At 64.3% G+C, this 17,417-nt stretch carries 15 protein-coding genes; 9 read left to right on the forward strand and 6 right to left on the reverse strand.

All coding sequences use genetic code 11. The annotated features are described in order from the left end of the window. Entirely contained in the window at positions 1–1,221 is a 1,221-nt protein-coding gene (locus AB0C34_RS14395) for an acyl-CoA dehydrogenase family protein (RefSeq protein ID WP_357071623.1), read from the forward strand. 14 nt (positions 1,222–1,235) lie between these two features. On the opposite strand, the gene AB0C34_RS14400 is transcribed toward AB0C34_RS14395, so the two are convergent. Beyond that, positions 1,236–1,475: a hypothetical protein gene (locus tag AB0C34_RS14400; RefSeq protein WP_357071626.1), complete on the reverse strand. Its 240-nt coding sequence runs from the start codon at positions 1,473–1,475 to the stop codon at positions 1,236–1,238. An 18-nt stretch (positions 1,476–1,493) separates the two neighbouring features. On the opposite strand from AB0C34_RS14400, the gene AB0C34_RS14405 reads away from it, so the two are divergent. The 3 genes from AB0C34_RS14405 to AB0C34_RS14415 all read left to right on the forward strand — a co-directional run bounded on the left by AB0C34_RS14405 (position 1,494) and on the right by AB0C34_RS14415 (position 4,395). After that, positions 1,494–2,150 carry a hypothetical protein gene (locus AB0C34_RS14405; protein WP_357071629.1) on the forward strand — a complete coding sequence of 219 codons (657 nt, stop codon included), beginning with the start codon at positions 1,494–1,496 and terminating at the stop codon, positions 2,148–2,150. 112 nt (positions 2,151–2,262) lie between these two features. Further along, positions 2,263–2,949, forward strand: a complete 687-nt coding sequence (locus tag AB0C34_RS14410; protein ID WP_357071632.1) for an alpha/beta hydrolase — start codon at positions 2,263–2,265, stop codon at positions 2,947–2,949. Between the two features lie 441 nt (positions 2,950–3,390). Next, the gene (locus AB0C34_RS14415; protein WP_357071635.1) at positions 3,391–4,395 is read left to right on the forward strand and encodes an LLM class flavin-dependent oxidoreductase; all 1,005 of its coding nucleotides are present in this window, start codon (positions 3,391–3,393) and stop codon (positions 4,393–4,395) included. Positions 4,396–4,670: 275 nt separating this feature from the next. Here the strand turns inward: AB0C34_RS14415 and AB0C34_RS14420 are convergent, their stop codons facing one another. Further along, a complete protein-coding gene (locus AB0C34_RS14420) occupies positions 4,671–5,009 on the reverse strand; it encodes a hypothetical protein (RefSeq protein ID WP_357071638.1) in 339 nt (112 codons plus the stop codon). Between the two features lie 441 nt (positions 5,010–5,450). On the opposite strand from AB0C34_RS14420, the gene AB0C34_RS14425 reads away from it, so the two are divergent. From AB0C34_RS14425 to AB0C34_RS14435, 3 genes are all read left to right on the forward strand, one after another. Continuing rightward, the gene (locus tag AB0C34_RS14425) at positions 5,451–6,134 is read left to right on the forward strand and encodes a hypothetical protein (protein WP_357071641.1); all 684 of its coding nucleotides are present in this window, start codon (positions 5,451–5,453) and stop codon (positions 6,132–6,134) included. A gap of 17 nt (positions 6,135–6,151) precedes the next feature. Continuing rightward, on the forward strand, positions 6,152–6,613 hold the full coding sequence (locus tag AB0C34_RS14430) for a hypothetical protein (RefSeq protein WP_357071644.1): 462 nt from the start codon (positions 6,152–6,154) through the stop codon (positions 6,611–6,613). 918 nt (positions 6,614–7,531) lie between these two features. After that, a complete protein-coding gene (locus tag AB0C34_RS14435) occupies positions 7,532–9,244 on the forward strand; it encodes an enoyl-CoA hydratase-related protein (protein WP_357071648.1) in 1,713 nt (570 codons plus the stop codon). Between the two features lie 212 nt (positions 9,245–9,456). Here AB0C34_RS14435 and AB0C34_RS14440 read toward each other — a convergent pair whose 3' ends face one another. The 4 genes from AB0C34_RS14440 to AB0C34_RS14455 form a co-directional block, all read right to left on the reverse strand. Then, on the reverse strand, positions 9,457–10,920 hold the full coding sequence (locus AB0C34_RS14440; protein WP_357071651.1) for an amino acid permease: 1,464 nt from the start codon (positions 10,918–10,920) through the stop codon (positions 9,457–9,459). A gap of 966 nt (positions 10,921–11,886) precedes the next feature. Then, on the reverse strand, positions 11,887–12,261 hold the full coding sequence (gene crcB, locus AB0C34_RS14445; protein WP_357071654.1) for a fluoride efflux transporter CrcB: 375 nt from the start codon (positions 12,259–12,261) through the stop codon (positions 11,887–11,889). Next, positions 12,258–12,611: a DUF190 domain-containing protein gene (locus AB0C34_RS14450; protein WP_357071657.1), complete on the reverse strand. Its 354-nt coding sequence runs from the start codon at positions 12,609–12,611 to the stop codon at positions 12,258–12,260. Before AB0C34_RS14450 ends, crcB begins: the two co-directional genes overlap by 4 nt. Beyond that, positions 12,608–13,087: a CrcB family protein gene (locus tag AB0C34_RS14455; RefSeq protein ID WP_357071660.1), complete on the reverse strand. Its 480-nt coding sequence runs from the start codon at positions 13,085–13,087 to the stop codon at positions 12,608–12,610. The genes AB0C34_RS14450 and AB0C34_RS14455 overlap by 4 nt, the downstream gene beginning before the upstream one ends. Positions 13,088–13,403: 316 nt before the next feature. Here AB0C34_RS14455 and AB0C34_RS14460 point away from each other — a divergent pair, with 316 nt between their 5' ends. Both AB0C34_RS14460 and AB0C34_RS14465 read left to right on the forward strand, forming a co-directional pair. After that, positions 13,404–16,121: an AAA family ATPase gene (locus AB0C34_RS14460; protein ID WP_357071663.1), complete on the forward strand. Its 2,718-nt coding sequence runs from the start codon at positions 13,404–13,406 to the stop codon at positions 16,119–16,121. A gap of 235 nt (positions 16,122–16,356) precedes the next feature. Next, on the forward strand, positions 16,357–17,403 hold the full coding sequence (locus AB0C34_RS14465) for an alpha/beta hydrolase (RefSeq protein ID WP_357071666.1): 1,047 nt from the start codon (positions 16,357–16,359) through the stop codon (positions 17,401–17,403). The last annotated feature ends 14 nt before the right edge of the window (positions 17,404–17,417 follow it).

Here is a 17,417-nt window from a genome sequence, read left to right on the forward strand (position 1 = left end):
ATGCACTTCGACTACGACAGCACGACCAAGGACCTCATCACGAGGCTGCTCGAGTTCATGGACGAGGAGGTTCATCCGGCAGAGGAGACCTTCGCCGCGGAGATGGACCAACTCGAGGACCGCTGGGCTTGGACGCGGACCCCCGTGATCACCCGGCTGCGGGAAGAGGCGCGCTCGCGCGGGCTCTGGAACCTGTTCCTTCCTGGGGAATCCGGCGCCGGTCTCACCAACCTCCAGTACGCGCCGCTCGCCGAGATCAGTGGGCGGAGTCTTCAGTTGGCTCCGCCGGCGATGAACTGCGCGGCACCCGATACCGGCAACATCGAGGTGCTGGAGATGTTCGGCACTCCAGAGCAGAAGCGGCGGTGGCTGGACCCGCTGCTGGCGGGGCAGATCCGGTCCGGGTTCGCCATGACCGAGCCCGACGTGGCCTCTTCGGACGCGACCAACATTTCGACCCGCATTCAGCGCGACGGCGACAGTTACGTGATCAATGGGCGCAAATGGTGGACGACCGGTGCTATGAACCCCGACGCGCAGATCCTGATCGTGATGGGCAAGACCGATCCGGAGGCGGACCGTCATCGCCAGCAGAGCCAGATCATCGTCCCGAGGGGCACGCCGGGCATCGAGTTCAGGCGCGGCATGCGGGTCTTCGGTTACGACGACCGTGAGCACGGTGGCCACGCGGAGATCGTGTTTCACGATGTCCGTGTCCCGGTCGAGAATCTCATCGGCGGGGAGGGTGACGGATTCGCCATCGCACAGGCCCGGCTCGGCCCAGGCCGCATCCACCATTGCATGCGCTCGATCGGCCTGGCCGAGCGGGCTGTGGAGCTGATGTGCGACCGCGCCAACCAGCGCGTCGCCTTCGGCAAGCCGCTGGCTCAGCAGGGCGTGATCCGCGACTGGATCGCGGAGTCACGGGTACGCATCGAACAGCTCCGGCTGCTTGTGCTCAAGACCGCCTGGTTGATGGACACGGTCGGTAACAAGGGCGCCCACACCGAGATTCAGGCGATCAAGATCGCGACGCCGCGCACCGTCGAGTGGATCCTCGACAAGGCGATCCAGGTCCACGGCGCGGGAGGTCTCTCGCAAGACTTCCCGCTGGCGGCGTCGTACGCCAACATCAGGTCGCTCCGGTTCGCCGACGGCCCGGACGAGACCCACAAGAATTCGCTGGCGCGCCACGAACTTCGCAAGCGGGTGAGCACATAGACCACCGCGAGTGGTCAGCGCCGCCGCAACAGACGTCGGATGCGCCCGCGCATACCAAAGACGTCCCGCGGTGCCGGAGCGGCGGTTTCGGCGACTGCCGGGGCCGCCGTCGCTTGGGCGTATCGGACGTGCAGTTGTTCGCGGACCTGGTCCGGGGTGTACGCACGGCGGCGCCGCTCGGCGCGCACAATAACCACCCCGGTGGCGACCACACCGGCCGCGCCCGCCAATCCCACTGCCTTCCACCACCTCATACCGCATAGGCTACGGCCATGACGGGTACGGGCATCAGTCTGGATCGAGCGCTGGAACTCACCAGAACCGGCGACATTTGGCTTTTCCGTGGTCATTCGGTGGTCGACCGGGCAATTCGGATGACGACGAACAGTCCGGTGAACCATGTCGGGATGTCGGTCGTGATCGATGATCTGCCTGCGTTGATCTGGCATGCGGAGCTCGGCCGGTCGCTCCCCGATATGTGGTCGGGAGTCGCGCACCGTGGCGTCCAGTTGCACAACCTGCGCGATGCCGTGCTGGTGTGGGCACACCGCTACGGCCAGCAGGCGTGGTTGCGACAGTTGAACCAGCCGGTCACTCGCGACATGGACGACAGTCTGCTGCGCACGATCGCCCGGCTCGACGGAACCCCGTTCCCCTCCACCGCCGGTCTCGCTGGGCGCTGGCTACGCGGCCGGGCGCGCCTCCCGCACCACAAGCGCCGCCGGGCGGCTACCCGTGAGTTGGAAAGCGCGTATTGCGCGGAGATCGTGGCTGTGACTTATGAGGCGATGGGACTGCTGCCGCAGCATCGGAGTCCCAACTGGTATGACCCCGGGCGATTCTGGAGCGGAGACGGACTGCGGCTATCTGACGGCTATGAACTGGGTGGCGAAATAGGTGTCCGGACACCGGCAGAAACAAACTCCTGACCACCGAGTGTGGTCACCGGGCGTAGGAGTTGTGCGGATTGTCTCGGACTGATCGCTGTCGGACCCCTCGCTTACTGTTGCGAGCGCATCCTGAGCCCGCAAGGAGAACGAAATGAACCCAGGTCTGCACTCGACGCCGATTCTGTTCCTCAGTGGAGCAGGTCTTCCCGCCTGGATCTGGGACGCGGTCCGAGCGGACCTGCCCGTCGAGTCGGTCGTGGCGGCGTATCCGAAACGCGTCGACGCACGACTCGATGACTGCGTGTCCACCGCGTTGGCGCAGGCTCCGGATGGTCCGTTCACGATCGTGGCCCATTCGATCGGTGGTGTCGTGGCAAGTCAGATCATGGCGACTGCGCCTGAGCGCGTTGCCGGGCTCCTCGGGGTCGCCGCGTCGTTCCCCGCTGCCGGAACGTCATTCCTTGCGGCATCGCCTGCGCCGCAACGTGTTGTCATCGGCCTCGTCATGCGCATCGCGGGAACTCGTCCTCCCAGAAAGGCGATCCGCTCGGTGCTGTGCGCCGGCCTCGACGAAGGCGACGCCGATCGCATCGTCACGGAGTTCGCGCCGGAATCTCAGCACCTGTATCGGGACAAAGTGTCCAGGAGGACGTTCCCGGCGCGCAGCGGATATGTCGTGACCACGTCGGACCGGCAGTTGTCCGCCGCGACGCAATATCGGCAGGCGGCGGAACTCGGCACCGGATTCCGTCGAGAGTTGTCCACCGGGCATCTGCCGATGCTGCAGAATTCCGCTTCGCTGGCGAAGGCCGTTCAGGAGTTCACGGCCACCGCGTGAAACCATCGACACCAGTGTGGAGCACCCACCCTGGCGGGGCATAACGTGCGGCAGCCGCCGCTTTCCCGCGAGTAGCCAGGGATTCGCCCGCGAATTCGGGCGTTGCGAGGGGAGAGTCGGCTGCGTCGGCGTGGTCGCAGCAGCCGATGTGGCGTTGACCGCACCGGTTCGGGCTAGACGGTAGCTATGGGACTGGCGTGATGTGACGGGGATGCCTCAGCCGGACTCCAGATGATCTGGTTTTCTCGGAGCGTGCGCGACAACATCGCTCGGACGTCGATCCGGCTTCCGGCGTACAGCTGTGTGCGAAGAATTTCCGCCTGCGGCTGTTCCTGCCGCGTGCACTGTCGGGGTCCTCTGAGTGAACCGCGCAGGTTGTGGCACAGCTCTGCGATGGACGACAGTCGTGATCACCACCGGACCCACACCCGAGGAACGAGCATGACGATCAGGACCGAGGTCGGCGTACGGCTACCCGCCTGTCTTCCCGTGCCGGCGATGGCCGAGGCGGCACGCTTCGCGGAGAACCTCGGTTTCGCCCAGATCTGGATTCCCGACTCGCAGTTGCTCTGGCGCGACGCGTTCATGGTTGCGGGCGCGTGCATCGCATCAACCAGCAAGATCAGCGTCGGAACCGCCGTCACCAACGTGGTGACCAGGCATCCCAGCGTCGTCGCGTCGGCAGCGCGAACCGTTGCCGAACAGGCGCCCGGGCGCTTTCTCCTTGGCCTGGGCACCGGGGACAGCTCCGTGGAGCCGGTCGGCTTGCGCGCCAGTTCGCAGCGGGAATTGCGGCGGGGCATAGCGATGATTCGCGCTTTGAGCGGAGGACACTCCTACGATTTCGGAGAGGTGAGCGGACGGCTACGAGAGCCGACGAGCTTTCCCGTGGTGGTAGCGGCGAGCGGACCGAAAAACCTCAGGTTTGCCGGGACGGAGGCGGATGGCGCGATCGTGCTCAGCGGTGTGTCGAGTCGGGCATTGACCGACAGCGTCAACCTGGTCACCGAGGGTGCGCGCGCCGCAGGGCGCACTCCGATTCCGATCGCCGCATCGGCGTTCTGTCGGATCACCGATGACATCGAAAAGGACGCGCGTTCGCTCAAGCCAATTATCGCCCACATCGCGCAACGTGGTGGCGCCCGCTCGCTGACGCTCGCCGACATCAACATTCGAGTTCCCGAACGCATCGACGGGGTCTATCCGGACCTCATTCACGCGGAGGACTGGACGGCGGCCGTAGACCGATGCGGGGAATGGATCAGCGACCGCGATGCAGTGAATTACGCACGCGAGTTCTGTCTCTTCGGCACTGCTGACGAGGTGAGAGCAGGAATAGCCCGCGCGGCCGACGCGGGCGCAACGCGGGTCCTGCTGCAGCACGTCGGCTCCTACGAACTGCCCTACGAGATGATGGAAAGTTTCGCCGAGTCCTGCATGTCGTGAGGTGGGAAAGGTCGAGGTGGGCGAATACCGGTGGGCAAGCGGCGAGGAATCGCTCTGGTCCACAGACGGTCGCGTAATGTGCGGGCGCGGCTCGTACGCCTGAAAAGGGGACGGCGGAGCCGACGATGTTGGCGGCATGATCTGGTGACGACATGGATGCGCGTGACGAGAACGAACGTTTGAGCCGTCCCCACGCACCAGATCGAGCAGCAAACAGCGGCGGGGCGTCCGCGACGTCACGGAGACCGCTCGCACCACGCATCAATTGATCCTACTCATCGCCACGAAGCATCGACCGATCCCAGCGGACTGCTCGCACTGTCCACCAACGAGATCAGCACGATCGTCGACATATCGTGCGTGTTACCGGAAGCGACGGGCAGAGGGCACTCGGTGGTGAGAGCGAGTATGCGGCCGGTGTAGTCGCCGATGCAGCACAGGATTTTGCGGCGGCCGAGAGCCCCCCTATAGCGAAGCAGGCGATCGAACATGTTGGTAGACAGCGTTTTTGGTAGTTCGGAACACAAACTGATCATTGCCGGGCGGATCATGATCCAGAGGAGTGACGAGGCGGCGGGTTGGCAATCTCTGCCGTTCACAAGATCGGTTCTCATATGTAGGCTTCTCCCGCATGCAAGCGCATGCGACCGGGCGCGGAGAATTGGTGGGCGCGTGACAACGACGGCTGGAAGCCGAACCGAATCAGAGTTTCTTCGAGGTATTGCGGAGGCGTATCGCGGAGCAGGTTGCCGCAAGCGTGCCTTCAGAAGGGGAACTCCGTGGCGATCGGGTCTCGCTTGCGACACCATCTGTGGCTGGTTGGTGAAGGCCCACAAGTGCGCCGAAGCCCCGTCTAACGTGTACCGTGGCCGAATCGGCTGCCATGGTGAGGTGGCACGGCGTTGCCCATCAGCAGACAACTGATAGAGGCAGTATCAACTGCTCGGAATGAATTGCGCGAGGCTATCAGGAGGGCCGGCACCGCCTTATCGCGCAGAGTCGGCGGATTCGGCTCTGCAGCAAGCAAATCGGCCCATACCCATGGAGCCCAAGATATGCGTAATCGGGATCAATTCGCGTTCGATTTCGACGATCTAGGTGCCCTGATGCGTGCTGTACATGAACCCGCCAGAGGATCTGTCACCACCGGACTGGGCCGGCATATCGATAGTCGACTTGCTGCAACGCCGACCACCATGGCCAAGGCGAAAAAAATACTTCAGGACGGATGGGAAATACGATACGGCCCGGCGGGGACTGGTTCTCGTGCCATTAGAAGTAAAAAGCTGATCACTATCGACGGCGCATATGCAGAATCAATTGAACTCGTAATCAAAAGCCTGTCCCATGAACTTGGTCACGCCATGTTTCCCAATCGCCTTCCCATTCCGAAGAAAAGAGCTAAATTTGCGCGGTGGCATGAAATTGCAAAGCAGCGGCGAGCTATCGGGGAGGGAGAAGCCACTCTCTCGGCGGACGAGGCCGCCATGGAAGCTCGCGCACGTGGAATTACTACAGCGATCAGGGCGTCGGACGAGCACCGAGACATTTGCGACCGACACTGGCGGGGCGAAATTTCACGCGATGACGCCAGGCGAGAGATCGCGGAGACGTTTCATAACCGCCGCCCCTCGAGCCGTCAGTATTCTTCGTACGAGGAGAAATGGTATAAGGAACATCTAGCGCACTGGAAGCGACTGCATACGGAGGGTCTAGTGAAATACCCTGCACCTGAGTAGATAGGAGAAAAGGGTAGATGAACATGATTCACCATTACCGGCTCGAAATATTCGAGAAAGTCGATTCACTGTCGACATTGTCGCACAATTTCGACCGCAGCTCGGTATCCGATGCGATATCCATTATGTTCGATGAGACGACGAGAGACAGTCCCTATATGCGCACATTTCAGGGATTTTCCGAGACCGGACCTTTTTCGAAGGCTGTTCTTCGCATCAGCCGACTTCCGAGTGGCTCGACTCCCAGCCTCGTTACATTACATGTCGGGAACGGTGTGGATTTCACCCTGGCCGACTTGGCGAACAGTCGGTATTTCTCTTCCGAAGAAGTGGAACTGGAGTCATCCGCGCTCTCGGAAGGTGTCTCGTCGTTTCGACTCACCCTGGGGGGTCGTACCCTGTACTGGGAATTCGACAACGAGACCGGACTTCTCCAATCGATTACTATTCATGACAATCGTTCGGTGCCAGCTCATTGAGGCGCACAATTGCACCGATCAGCCGCTGCGGCATACCACCTCTTGGGCGTAGGATGCATCGTGCGCCAATGCGGGATCGCGTCATCGATGTCGAGAGCGGCATGTCGACACTCGCCACGGCGGCGTATTCGATGCCCCCTTGTACAGCACTACTACTTCCTCGTTCCGGCCGTCCTTGCGCAGCAGGTGAACCACGCCGAAGGCTGCCGCACCTTCCGGACGGACGAAAATCCTCGCCCCATGGACACCTAGCTAGATGCTCTTGCGCACCATCCAACCGACCTCAACTCTGGTAAAGACGGTCGATGACCCAGGGGTCAGATCATCCTGCCAGGTCGACGGGGTCCCGTCAGGCCACTCAGGGGGTAGCCGGTGTGGGCATCAAGGTCGCGCCCTACGGGATCTACAGCCTTACCGAGAACACCGGGAAGTCGATGTCAGCACCACGACATCGCTGCATTCGCTGTTCGTTCGCTGCGCCGCTGGTGTAACGGCACCATCGCCACCGACTATCCGCCGCCACCGAACTGATGATCGTCGCCGACGTCGGCGGCACCAGCTACCGCTGAGGTTTGCCAGAAACATTGCGCGCACTCCCGATGGAGAAGATCAACCTGGTGAACGACTGCTACTGGAATTTCAGAATTCGTTTGCCCAGATGCTGCCGACTGCTCATAAATAGTATGTTTTCCCGGCGGCATGCGTTATGAAGTAGCACTGCGATGCAGCCCTTGACTTCGGATCGACGAAGTTTGCCACGGCAACGTACCTATCGGTCGCTTGAACGCCTGCGGGACAACCCGTCCGGTCCAGCAGAGTCGGCTCGAAGTACGACGATCGCGCCGAAGTGCGAATCCACCGCCGTACGGATATCTTCACCAGGCATCAACATTTCAGATCGGACGAAAGGAGACTATGGTGCGCATTCTTCTAATCGCCAATGCCTTCAACAGTCTCAGTCAGCGCGTCTACACCGCACTACGCGCGCGCGACCACCACATCGGCGTCGAACTGGCCCTCGGCGACGACCTGCTGCGCGCGCGTGTGGCGGCCTTTCGACCGGAACTGATCCTCGCGCCCATGCTCACCACGGCAATCCCGAAGGACATCTGGTCCGCGCACACCGTGCTGATCGTGCATCCGGGACCTAAGGGCGACCGCGGACCCTCATCCCTCGACTGGGCCATCCACGAGGGCGAATCCGAGTGGGGCGTCACAGTGCTCCAAGCCGCCGAGGAGATGGATGCGGGCCCCATCTGGGCCTCGGTGTCGTTCACCGTCGCGCCCTGCAGCAAAAGCGAGCTGTACCGCAACGAGGTCGCCGATGCCGCAGTGCAGGCGGTGCTGCTCGCGGTCGACAGATTCGCCGACGGCGGGTTCGAGCCCGAACGACTGGACTACCACCGACCGGACGTCCGGGGACAACTGCGGCCCTATCACGATCAGCGGATCCGCCGGATCGACTGGTCCGCTGACGACACAGGTGTCGTGCTCCGCAAGTTGCGCGCCGCCGATTCTCAACCGGGCGTCCTGGACGAGCTGTATGGGCGGGAATACTACCTACACGGCGGCTACGGCGAAGATCGACTGCGTGGTGTCCCCGGCACCGTGATCGCCGTCCGTGACGGCGCGATTTGCCGCGCCACCGTCGATGGCGCCGTGTGGGTGCCGCAGCTACGGCCCCGACGTGTATCGGGCGGTCCGCCGACGTTCAAGCAGCCCGCCACGGATGCCCTCGGGCGCGACCTACCCGCATCGGTCCCGGAGGTACCCGTCACACCTGCCTCGGCTGCCGTCCGAGAGACCTGGTCGGAACTGCGCTACCGGGAAGAGGGCACCGTCGGCTACCTCGAGTTCTCCTTTCCCGGCGGCGCGATGAGTACCCGCCAATGCCGCAACCTGCTGGCGGCCTTCCAGCAGGCAGTTACCCGGCCGGTCGACGTACTCGTGCTCGGCCCCGCCCGAGACTTCTTCTCGAACGGCATCCATCTGAACGTAATCGAGGCGGCCGAGGACCCTGCAGAGGAGTCCTGGCTCAACATCAACGCGATGAACGACCTGGTAGAGGCCGTTCTTACCACCACGGACAAGTTCGTGATCTCGGCCTTGGCGGGAAATGCGGCGGCAGGCGGCGTGATGTTCGCGCTAGCCGCGGATGAGGTCTGGTGCCGGGAGTCGGTCGTACTGAACCCGCACTACCGGCTGATGGGCCTGCACGGCTCGGAGTATTGGACCTACACCCTGCCGCAGCGCGTCGGCGCGACCGAGGCCGAACGTCTGACCCAAGAGGCCCTTCCGCTCTCCGCCGGAGACGCCGCGGCGCTCGGGCTGGTGGACCGCGTTATACCCGGCAGCGCCGAAACCTTCTGGGTCTCGATACGACGTGCGGCGGCAGAACTGGCCGGCAGTCCGGATCTGACGAACCGCCTGGTGACGAAGAAACAACGCCGAGACGCCGACGAGGCGGCCAAACCATTGGCCAGTTACCGCAGTGCGGAGCTGGCCCAAATGCGCCGCAATTTCTTCACCGCGGGTGAGCCGTACCACGAGCAGAGGCGGAACTTCGTGCACAAGGTGCGTCCGACCCGAACACCGCCGCACCTGCTCCGCTCACCCATAGCCGCCTCGTGAGGTCGTGTCGCGCAGCGGCCGATTTGTGGACGTAGTTGTGATACGGGCGATTACGTAGCGGGGGAGGCGAAAGCCGACCCCGCTGCGACAGATCCGGACCGACCAGGTCCGTGGCGACAGCGATTCGGCGTGCGAACCGGCCCGACTCGAGCAACTCGGCCAGCCGTAGCTGGGTGCGGGTCCTCTAATAAACCGTTACTGGAGCGCAACGGTCAGGTTCGTGCGCGGCGGCGCACCCACTGCGTGACCGAATAGGCCACCAAGAGCACCCCGAGGCTGACGAGGCTCAGCCACAGCTGCGGCCTGGTGGTCTCCATCAGGCTCATCGAGAAGATGATGACGACGATACCGAGGACGGTGACGATGCCGAGCCATGGATGCAGCCACATCTTCAGGCCCAGTACGGTTTTCTCGTCGTCGGTCATGCGCGAGCGCAGGCTCAGTTGGGAAACGGCGATGATGACATAGACGAACAGGGCCACCGCCCCGGCGGAGTTCATGATGAACGAGAACACCCGATCTGGTGAGACGTAGTTCATGGCGACCGCCACATAGCCCACGATCGTGCTGAGCAGGATCGCTTTCCAGGGAACCCCGCGCGAGTTGCAGTCCCTGGTCCAGCTCGGCGCCCATCCGCGATTGGCGAGGGCGAACAACATCCGGGAGGCGGTGTAGAGGCCGGAGTTGAGGACCGACAGTGCCGCGGTGAGTACCACGATATTCATGATCTGCTCGGCCGCGGGCAGGCCGAACTTGTCGAAGGCCGCCGCGAACGGACTCGAGTTGCTGGGAATCTCGGTCCAGGGAGTGATCATCAGCAACAGGGCCACGGATCCGACATAGAAGATGAGGATCCGCCACAGCACGGTGTTGGTGGCTTTGGCCACCGCTTTGGCCGGGTGCTCCGATTCGGCGGCCGCCATCGTGACGATCTCGGCGCCGAAGTAGGAGAAGATCACCACCACGACGCCCTGCAGGATCGAGAATCCACCGTTCACGACGAAGCCGTATCGACCGATGTCGGCGACCGACAGCTGCGAGCCGGGCCAGAGTCCCAGGACGACAAGAACACCGACGGAGAGGAACACGATAATGGTGGCAACCTTGATCGAGGCGAGCCAGAATTCGGTCTCTCCGAACGAGCGCGCCGACAGCAAGTTGGTGGCCGTCAGGATGAACATGAGCACCAGCGCGAACACCCAGTCCGGTGCGTGGAACCATCCGCCGAGGAGTTTGCCACCGACGACGGCTTCGAAGGCAACCACGCCGACCCAGAAATACCAGTACAACCACCCGACGACGAAGCCGGCGCGTTCCCCGATGGCCTCTCGCGCATACTCCATGAACGAACCCAGAGTGGGTTTGGCGGTGGCCATCTCACCGAGCATGCGCATGACGAAGATGACGAGCACCCCGCCAAGAGCATAGGACAACACAGCCGCCGGACCGGCGGTGTGAATGACTGATCCACTGCCGACGAACAGACTGGCGCCGATGATTCCGCCGAGGGCGATCATCGTCAGATGCCGTTGCCGGAACCCGCCCTTGTGGAGGGTCTGGGCCGGCTGCCCCGATTCGGCAACCGCAGCATTCTTCTGCCCCTCGCGCGCGGAAGTCTCCGGCGCCACCCCGTCCTCAGCTGGGGGATTCACGTCCGATTTGCGGCTGAGGGCCATCGCGCCTCCGTAGCTCAGTTGAATTCAGGCAAGATAGCAGCACGGTGGAGTCCGTCACGCATGGTGAGCATGCTGGATTCGGGTGCACGAGACCAGATCGGTTGGAGTTCAACAGTATCGACCGAAGTGCATCAAGAACTCGGCCTTGATACAACCCGTTTGTGGACACTGAAGGCTACTGGCAGGCAAACGGATCCAAGGCAACGATCGTTGGAAACACGGACGGCGATCGGATCTGCGGTGGGGGGATCGTAGGTAGTTCGCCCACGGTAGGGCTCTGTTCCCCAGAGACCAGGCACTGGTGGATAGTCCGGCGATTCCCAACGATTGGTGCACTCCCAATATATGTGGTAGTCCCCTTCGGGCAAGTCGGGGTAGGTGAAGGCTCGGTTGGCGCCTGCGGCGATGAGGACATCGGGTGGATTATGAAAGTTCGTGAACGCGGTGCCAGTGGTGTCGACAGAGTTCGAGAGGGGAAGTGCCGGGTCGCGGTAGCCGTTCGTGACGCAGCCGATGATGTCCGAGGTGGAGTTGCTCACAACCACCCGAACAGTATCGCCGGAAACCGATGCGGAGACAGTAACGTCCGATGGTGCCGCGCCACCGATGCCTACCATCCACGGTGCCAGAACTGACATGGCCGCCACTACGATCGCTAAACGCCCTGCCCTGGTAACCATGCGGACTCCTTTGAACGGCATTCTCGCCGTTCGACTGACATCAGTGACAATGAGGATTTCACACTTCACTCGAATTGGGATCGAGTGCGATCGGTTCCGGCTCACTGTCGACCCCCCTGTTCTGCTTGGGTTCATGAGCTCGCCGCAACACTCCTGGTAGAAGGTGTCGAGTGGTCGGAGGCGTGGTGTCAGGGGCCGGTAAGTGTAAGAGGCGCAGGGCTATGATGATTCTGGCCGGTTTCAGCCGGTTGACGAGGCCGAACGTGTCGTGAATGACCGGTTGCCGTCAAGCCCAGATCGCTTGCGCGAGTGCAGCACCGGCGAACGCTGCACCCAGTCCGGTGATGACACTGGCGATCACGTTGGCCGCGGCGTAGAAGCGGGCGCCGGTTTGGGCCAGCCGCAGGGTTTCGTAGGAAAACGTCGAGTAGGTCGTCAGCGCGCCACAGAATCCCGTGCCGATCAGCAACTGAAGGTAGGAGTTGGCGGCGCCGGCGGTGGCGGCACCGGTCAGGGCACCGAGCACGAGCGAGCCGCTGGCGTTGACGGCGAAGGTGCCCCAGGGGTACAGGGTGTCGTGCCGGGCTTGGATGAACCGATCGGCCAGATATCTCAGCGGTGCGCCGATCGCGGAACCGAGGATGACCAGAAGCCAGTTCATTTCGCTGCTCCAGCCGGGCGGCCGACATATCTGATGACATCGACCTCGTCGAGGATCGCCAGTCCCTCGCTGACGAGTTCGTCCAAGTGGGGGAGGAAGGCGCGGATGCGGTCGGCGTCGTCGACGATCACGATCGCGACCGGGAGATCCTCACTGAGAGACAGCAGTCGCGTGGTGTGGATGTGGGAAGAAGCGCCGTAGCCTTCGATGCCACGGAAAACGCTGGCGCCGGCCAAGCCGGCCCGGTGGGCGCGGTGCACAATCTCGGTGAACAGTGGTTTGTGGTGCCACGTGTCGCTTTCGCCGATGAACACGGTCAGCCGCAACGCGGCCCCGTTGAGCCTGGTCATCCTGTCCTCCTGGTAACGATGCGGTGGGTGAGCGAAGCGGTGCTCCAGATCGCGGCCAGCGCCGCGGCCGGTGTGGTGGCCAGCAGTGTCAGGCCGGCGGCGGCGTGGCCGGAGTCGACGAGGTGGGTGATGTCGACGGCGTAGGTGGAGAAGGTGGTGTAGCCGCCGAGGATCCCGGTGCCGACGAAGGGCCGCAGCAGCCGGTGCGCGGTCCAGATCTCGGTGACCAAGACCATGAACACGCCCATGATCGCGCAGCCGGAGATGTTGACGCTGAGCGTGGTCACGGGGAACGTCCCGGCGGCGGTGGGCCACAGCAGCCCGGCCCCGTAACGGGCGCACGCACCCAAAGCCCCGCCGATCGCGATCACAGCCACGATCGGCGCCTGTTCGGCGAGTCGACCACGACGTGGCGTGACATCCAACAGATCCGGATCGATATCGATTTGCCCGCTGTCAGGTCGCGGTATCGGCATAGACGGCTCCTACTCGTGCAGCACCCACAGCGGGCGTGTGTCACCACAAGTAGGGACCGTCGGCGGCGTCATCTGCCGCGGTTCGGGTACGGCGGGCCCCACCGCCGCGCACACAATTCCTCGCCGAGGAACTTCTGCTGATGATCAGGATAGGACATTGCCGAGTGGCCACGCACCGATGATCCGAGCAACACGTCGCATGCGTTACCGAAAACAGACCGGCACATCAGTCGCCTCGACTGCGGGTCGCACCGGTTTGGGTAGGGTCGCGTCAGGGCCTGATATTCGCCAGAAGCCCGAAGGAGGAGTCCGCACCATGCTGTTGTTCGGGCGAAATGCCGAGCTGAAGGATCTGGGCGCACTCGTCGATGGCCCTCGGGACCGCAGCGGAATTCTGATCCAGGGGCAACCCGGCATCGGAAAGTCGGCGCTTGTGGACGAAGCGGTCGCTGCCGCGGCAATCGCAGGGCTACGGGTAGTGCGGACCGCCGGTGTCGAAGCCGAACAAAACTATGCGTACGCCGGGCTGCAGCGCCTGCTGTACCCGCTGCGGCAGGGGCTCGATGGTTTGCCGGCACGCCAGTACGACGCGCTGGCTGCCGCGTTGGGGCTCGCGGACACCAGCGACGATCCGAGCGCCTACCTGGTCGGGCTCGCCGCGTTGACGCTGCTGTCCGACACAGCGGGCGACCAGCCGCTGCTCATCGTCGTCGAAGACGTGCACTGGCTAGATCAGGCCAGCATCGAAGTCCTCGCCTTCCTCGCCCGCCGCATCGATACCGAGCCCATCACTCTGATCGCCACCCTCCGCGACGGCATCACCGCACCGTTCGCCGACACTGGGTTGAGCCTCATGCGCCTCGAACGGTTGTCCGACGACCACGCCGCAGCACTGCTGGACCTCGCGGCACCGCAGCTTCCCGCGCCGATCCGTCACCGCCTGCTTGCCGAAGCCCAGGGCAATCCGCTGGCGCTGACCGAGTTACCAACTGCGGTAGGTGATGACTTCGACGAACTCACCGGTACGCTACCGCTCACCGAACGGCTCGAACGCACCTTCACTGCCCGGGGCGCCGCGCTTCCCTCACAGATCCGCTCCGCGCTACTGATCGCCGCGCTCAACGACAGCGACTCGATCGCCGAAACACTCACCGCCACGGGCATTCTCCTCGGAAGCACGGTCGGGCCCGATTTCCTCACACCCGCAGTCGAGGCCCGGTTGATCACACTCGGTTTCGGCACCGTGACCTTCCGGCATCCGCTGATGCGTTCGGCGACCACCGCAACGGCAACGGCTGACGAACGTCGGCGCGCCCACCTCGCACTCGCCGACGCCCTTGGCGAGCGCCCGGATCGGCGCGTATGGCACCGCGCGGCCGCCGCCCTCGGTCCCGACGAGCAGGTGGCCATCGAGCTGGAAGGCACCGCCGAACGGGCACGACACCCCGCGGGCGCGATCGCGGCGCTGGAACAAGCCGCCGCCCTCAGTGCGGACCAGGGCCGCCGAACCGACCGCCTGCTACGGGCGGCCGAACTGGCCGTCGATTCCGGCCGCCGCGACACCGCCGAACGACTGATCGAGACCGCGCGCACGCTTCCGTTGACGCCCCGGCACGATGCCACCGCAGCCTGGCTGCTCAGTGGATTCGAGGACGGAGTGCGCGAGGATCCGTCGCGCATAGGCGAATTGGCCGCGCTGGCGGCATCCGTTGCCTCTGACGAGTATACCGATGCGGCGATGCGGATACTGTGGGGTGCGGCCATGCGGTGTTTCTGGATCGAGCCCGGAGCCGACACCCGCCGCGCGCTGCTCGCTGTCGCCGACGCACTGCCCATTCCCGACGATGACCCCCGTCTGGTGGCGGTCGCCGCGTATGTGGCGCCGTTCGAACGCGGTGACCACGTCCTCGGCCACCTCCGGGCACTGGCCTCAACCAGCGGGCGCGATCCCGAGGCCGACCGCTTCCTGGGCAGTGCGGCACTCCAGGTAGGCGCCTTCGACCTCGCCGTCCACTTCTCCACCGCCGCCGCACCCGGGCTACGCGCGGCCGGGCGGCTCGGGCTGCTGCCCCGCGCACTCGCGGTTCAGGCCTGGAGCCTGACCCGGCTCGGTGATCTCGCCGCCGCGGCGCCGGTCGCGGCCGAGGCCGCGGCTTTCGCACGCGAAACCGGCCAGCCGTTCATGCACGGGCTGACCAAGGCGGTGCAGGCCGAGATCGCGGCGCTACATGGGGATTACCCGCGAGCCGCGGGCCTCACGGCGGAAGCCGAACGGATCGGGCTCGCCTCCGGCGCGCGACCCGTGCTGGCCACCGTCCAGCTCACGCGCGGACTCACTGCCTTCGGCGAGGGCCGTTTCGAGGACGCCTTCGCCGATCTGAGCCGGATCCACGACCCCCGTGACCCGTCCTATGCACCGGCGCTACGAGCGTATTTTCTCGCCGAACTCGCCGAGGCCGCGGTCCGGGCCGGACAGACAGATGCCCTGCGAGATCTGCTGCGCGGACTGACACCGGCGGCAGAATCCACCTCCTCACCCGCCCTGCATATCGGATTGCGCTACGCACAGGCTGTACTCGCCACGGAAGCGGCCGACGCGCAATTCCTCAGCGCGCTGGAGGCAGACCTGACCGGGTGGCCGGCCGAACGCGGTCGCCTGCACCTCGCCTATGGCGAATGGCTGCGGCGGCAGCGTCGGGTCGTCGAATCGCGGACCCATTTGCGTACGGCCAGAGAGACTTTCGACGCACTCGGTTTCGCCGCCTGGAGCGAACGGGCGCGCCTGGAACTGCGCAGCGCCGGCGAATCGAGCCCGAACCCCAGCCCGGACGCGAGCGAGCGGCTCACCCCGCACGAGTTGGGCATTGCGCGTCTTGCGGCGCAGGGCCTGACCAACCGCGAAATCGGACAGCGGCTGTACCTGTCGCACCGGACCGTCAGCACCCACCTGCACCGCATCTTCCCCAAACTCGGCGTCAGTTCGCGCACCGATCTCGCGGCGCTACTACCGACCGCGGACAACCCGCCGGCGTGAACCCGAGGTCGCGCGGGTGTTAGAGACGGCAGGCGTCCTGAGATCCGCGGTCATCGTGGCTCGTGATCGACACTACGTGACGTACATCCGACCGACGACGATTACGTCATCCGACGGTCGCGGCCGCCGCTGCGCGGCGCCTAGCGTCAGTGTGCAGGGGCGACGGCGTCCTGACCAGGTGCTCGGACTCGCCCTGTCCCTCGCCTCGCATGGACGAGATTTTGCAGGAGGACACATGAATATCAGTAGACGACTATTCGGGGGCGCAGTCGCAACGAGCGCCGCGGGTGTGGCCGTGGCGGCGCTGGGTGCCTGCTCCACGGACTCCACCACCGCACCCGCCACGACGACGCCGGCTTCGGACCTGCGGGCAGGGGCGGGTGCCAACACCACGCTCGGCCCCATCAAGCACATCGACGCCGGTGTACTCGATGTCGGATACGCCGAATTCGGTCCCAGCACTGGCCAACCCGTCGTCCTGCTGCACGGTTGGCCCTACGACGCCTACAGCTACGCCGACGTCGGACCGCTGCTGGCCGCCGCCGGCTACCGGGTGATCGTGCCGTTCCTGCGCGGCTACGGCCCGACCACCTTCCTGTCCGCGAAGACCGTCCGCAACGGCCAGCAAACGGCGATCGCGCGCGACATCATCGACTTCATGGATGCACTGCACATCGACAAGGCCATCCTCGGCGGATTCGACTGGGGTGCGCGGACGGTCGACATCATCGCCGCACTGTGGCCACAACGCTGCACAGCGATTGTCTCGGTGAGCGGATACCTCGTCACCCAGCAAGCGGCGCAACAGCAACCGCTACCGCCGGAGGCCGAACTCGGCTGGTGGTACCAGTACTACTTCGCCACCGAACGCGGCCGTCTCGGCTACACCCGCAACCGCCACGACTTCAACAAACTGATCTGGCGGCGTGCCTCCCCACAGTGGGACTTCGACGACGCCACCTACGACCGCAGCGCCGCCGCCTTCGACAATCCCGACCATGTCGACATCGTCATCTCCAATTACCGCTGGCGGCTGAGCCTGGCGCCGGGCGAGCCGCAATACGACGGCTACGAACAGCAACTCGCCGCCGGACCGGCCATCTCCGTGCCCGCCATCACCATCAGCAGCGACTTCGACGGCGCGGCCCAGGACGGAAAATCCTACCGCAGCAAATTCACCGGCGCATACGAGCACCGGATCCTCAACGGCATCGGGCACAACGTCCCGCAGGAAGCCCCGCGCTCGTTCACCCGAGCGATCATCGACGTCGACCACTTCTGACGACCACCGCATCG

The sequence above is a fragment of the Nocardia sp. NPDC049220 genome (assembly GCF_040647855.1).
Classification (GTDB): domain Bacteria; phylum Actinomycetota; class Actinomycetes; order Mycobacteriales; family Mycobacteriaceae; genus Nocardia.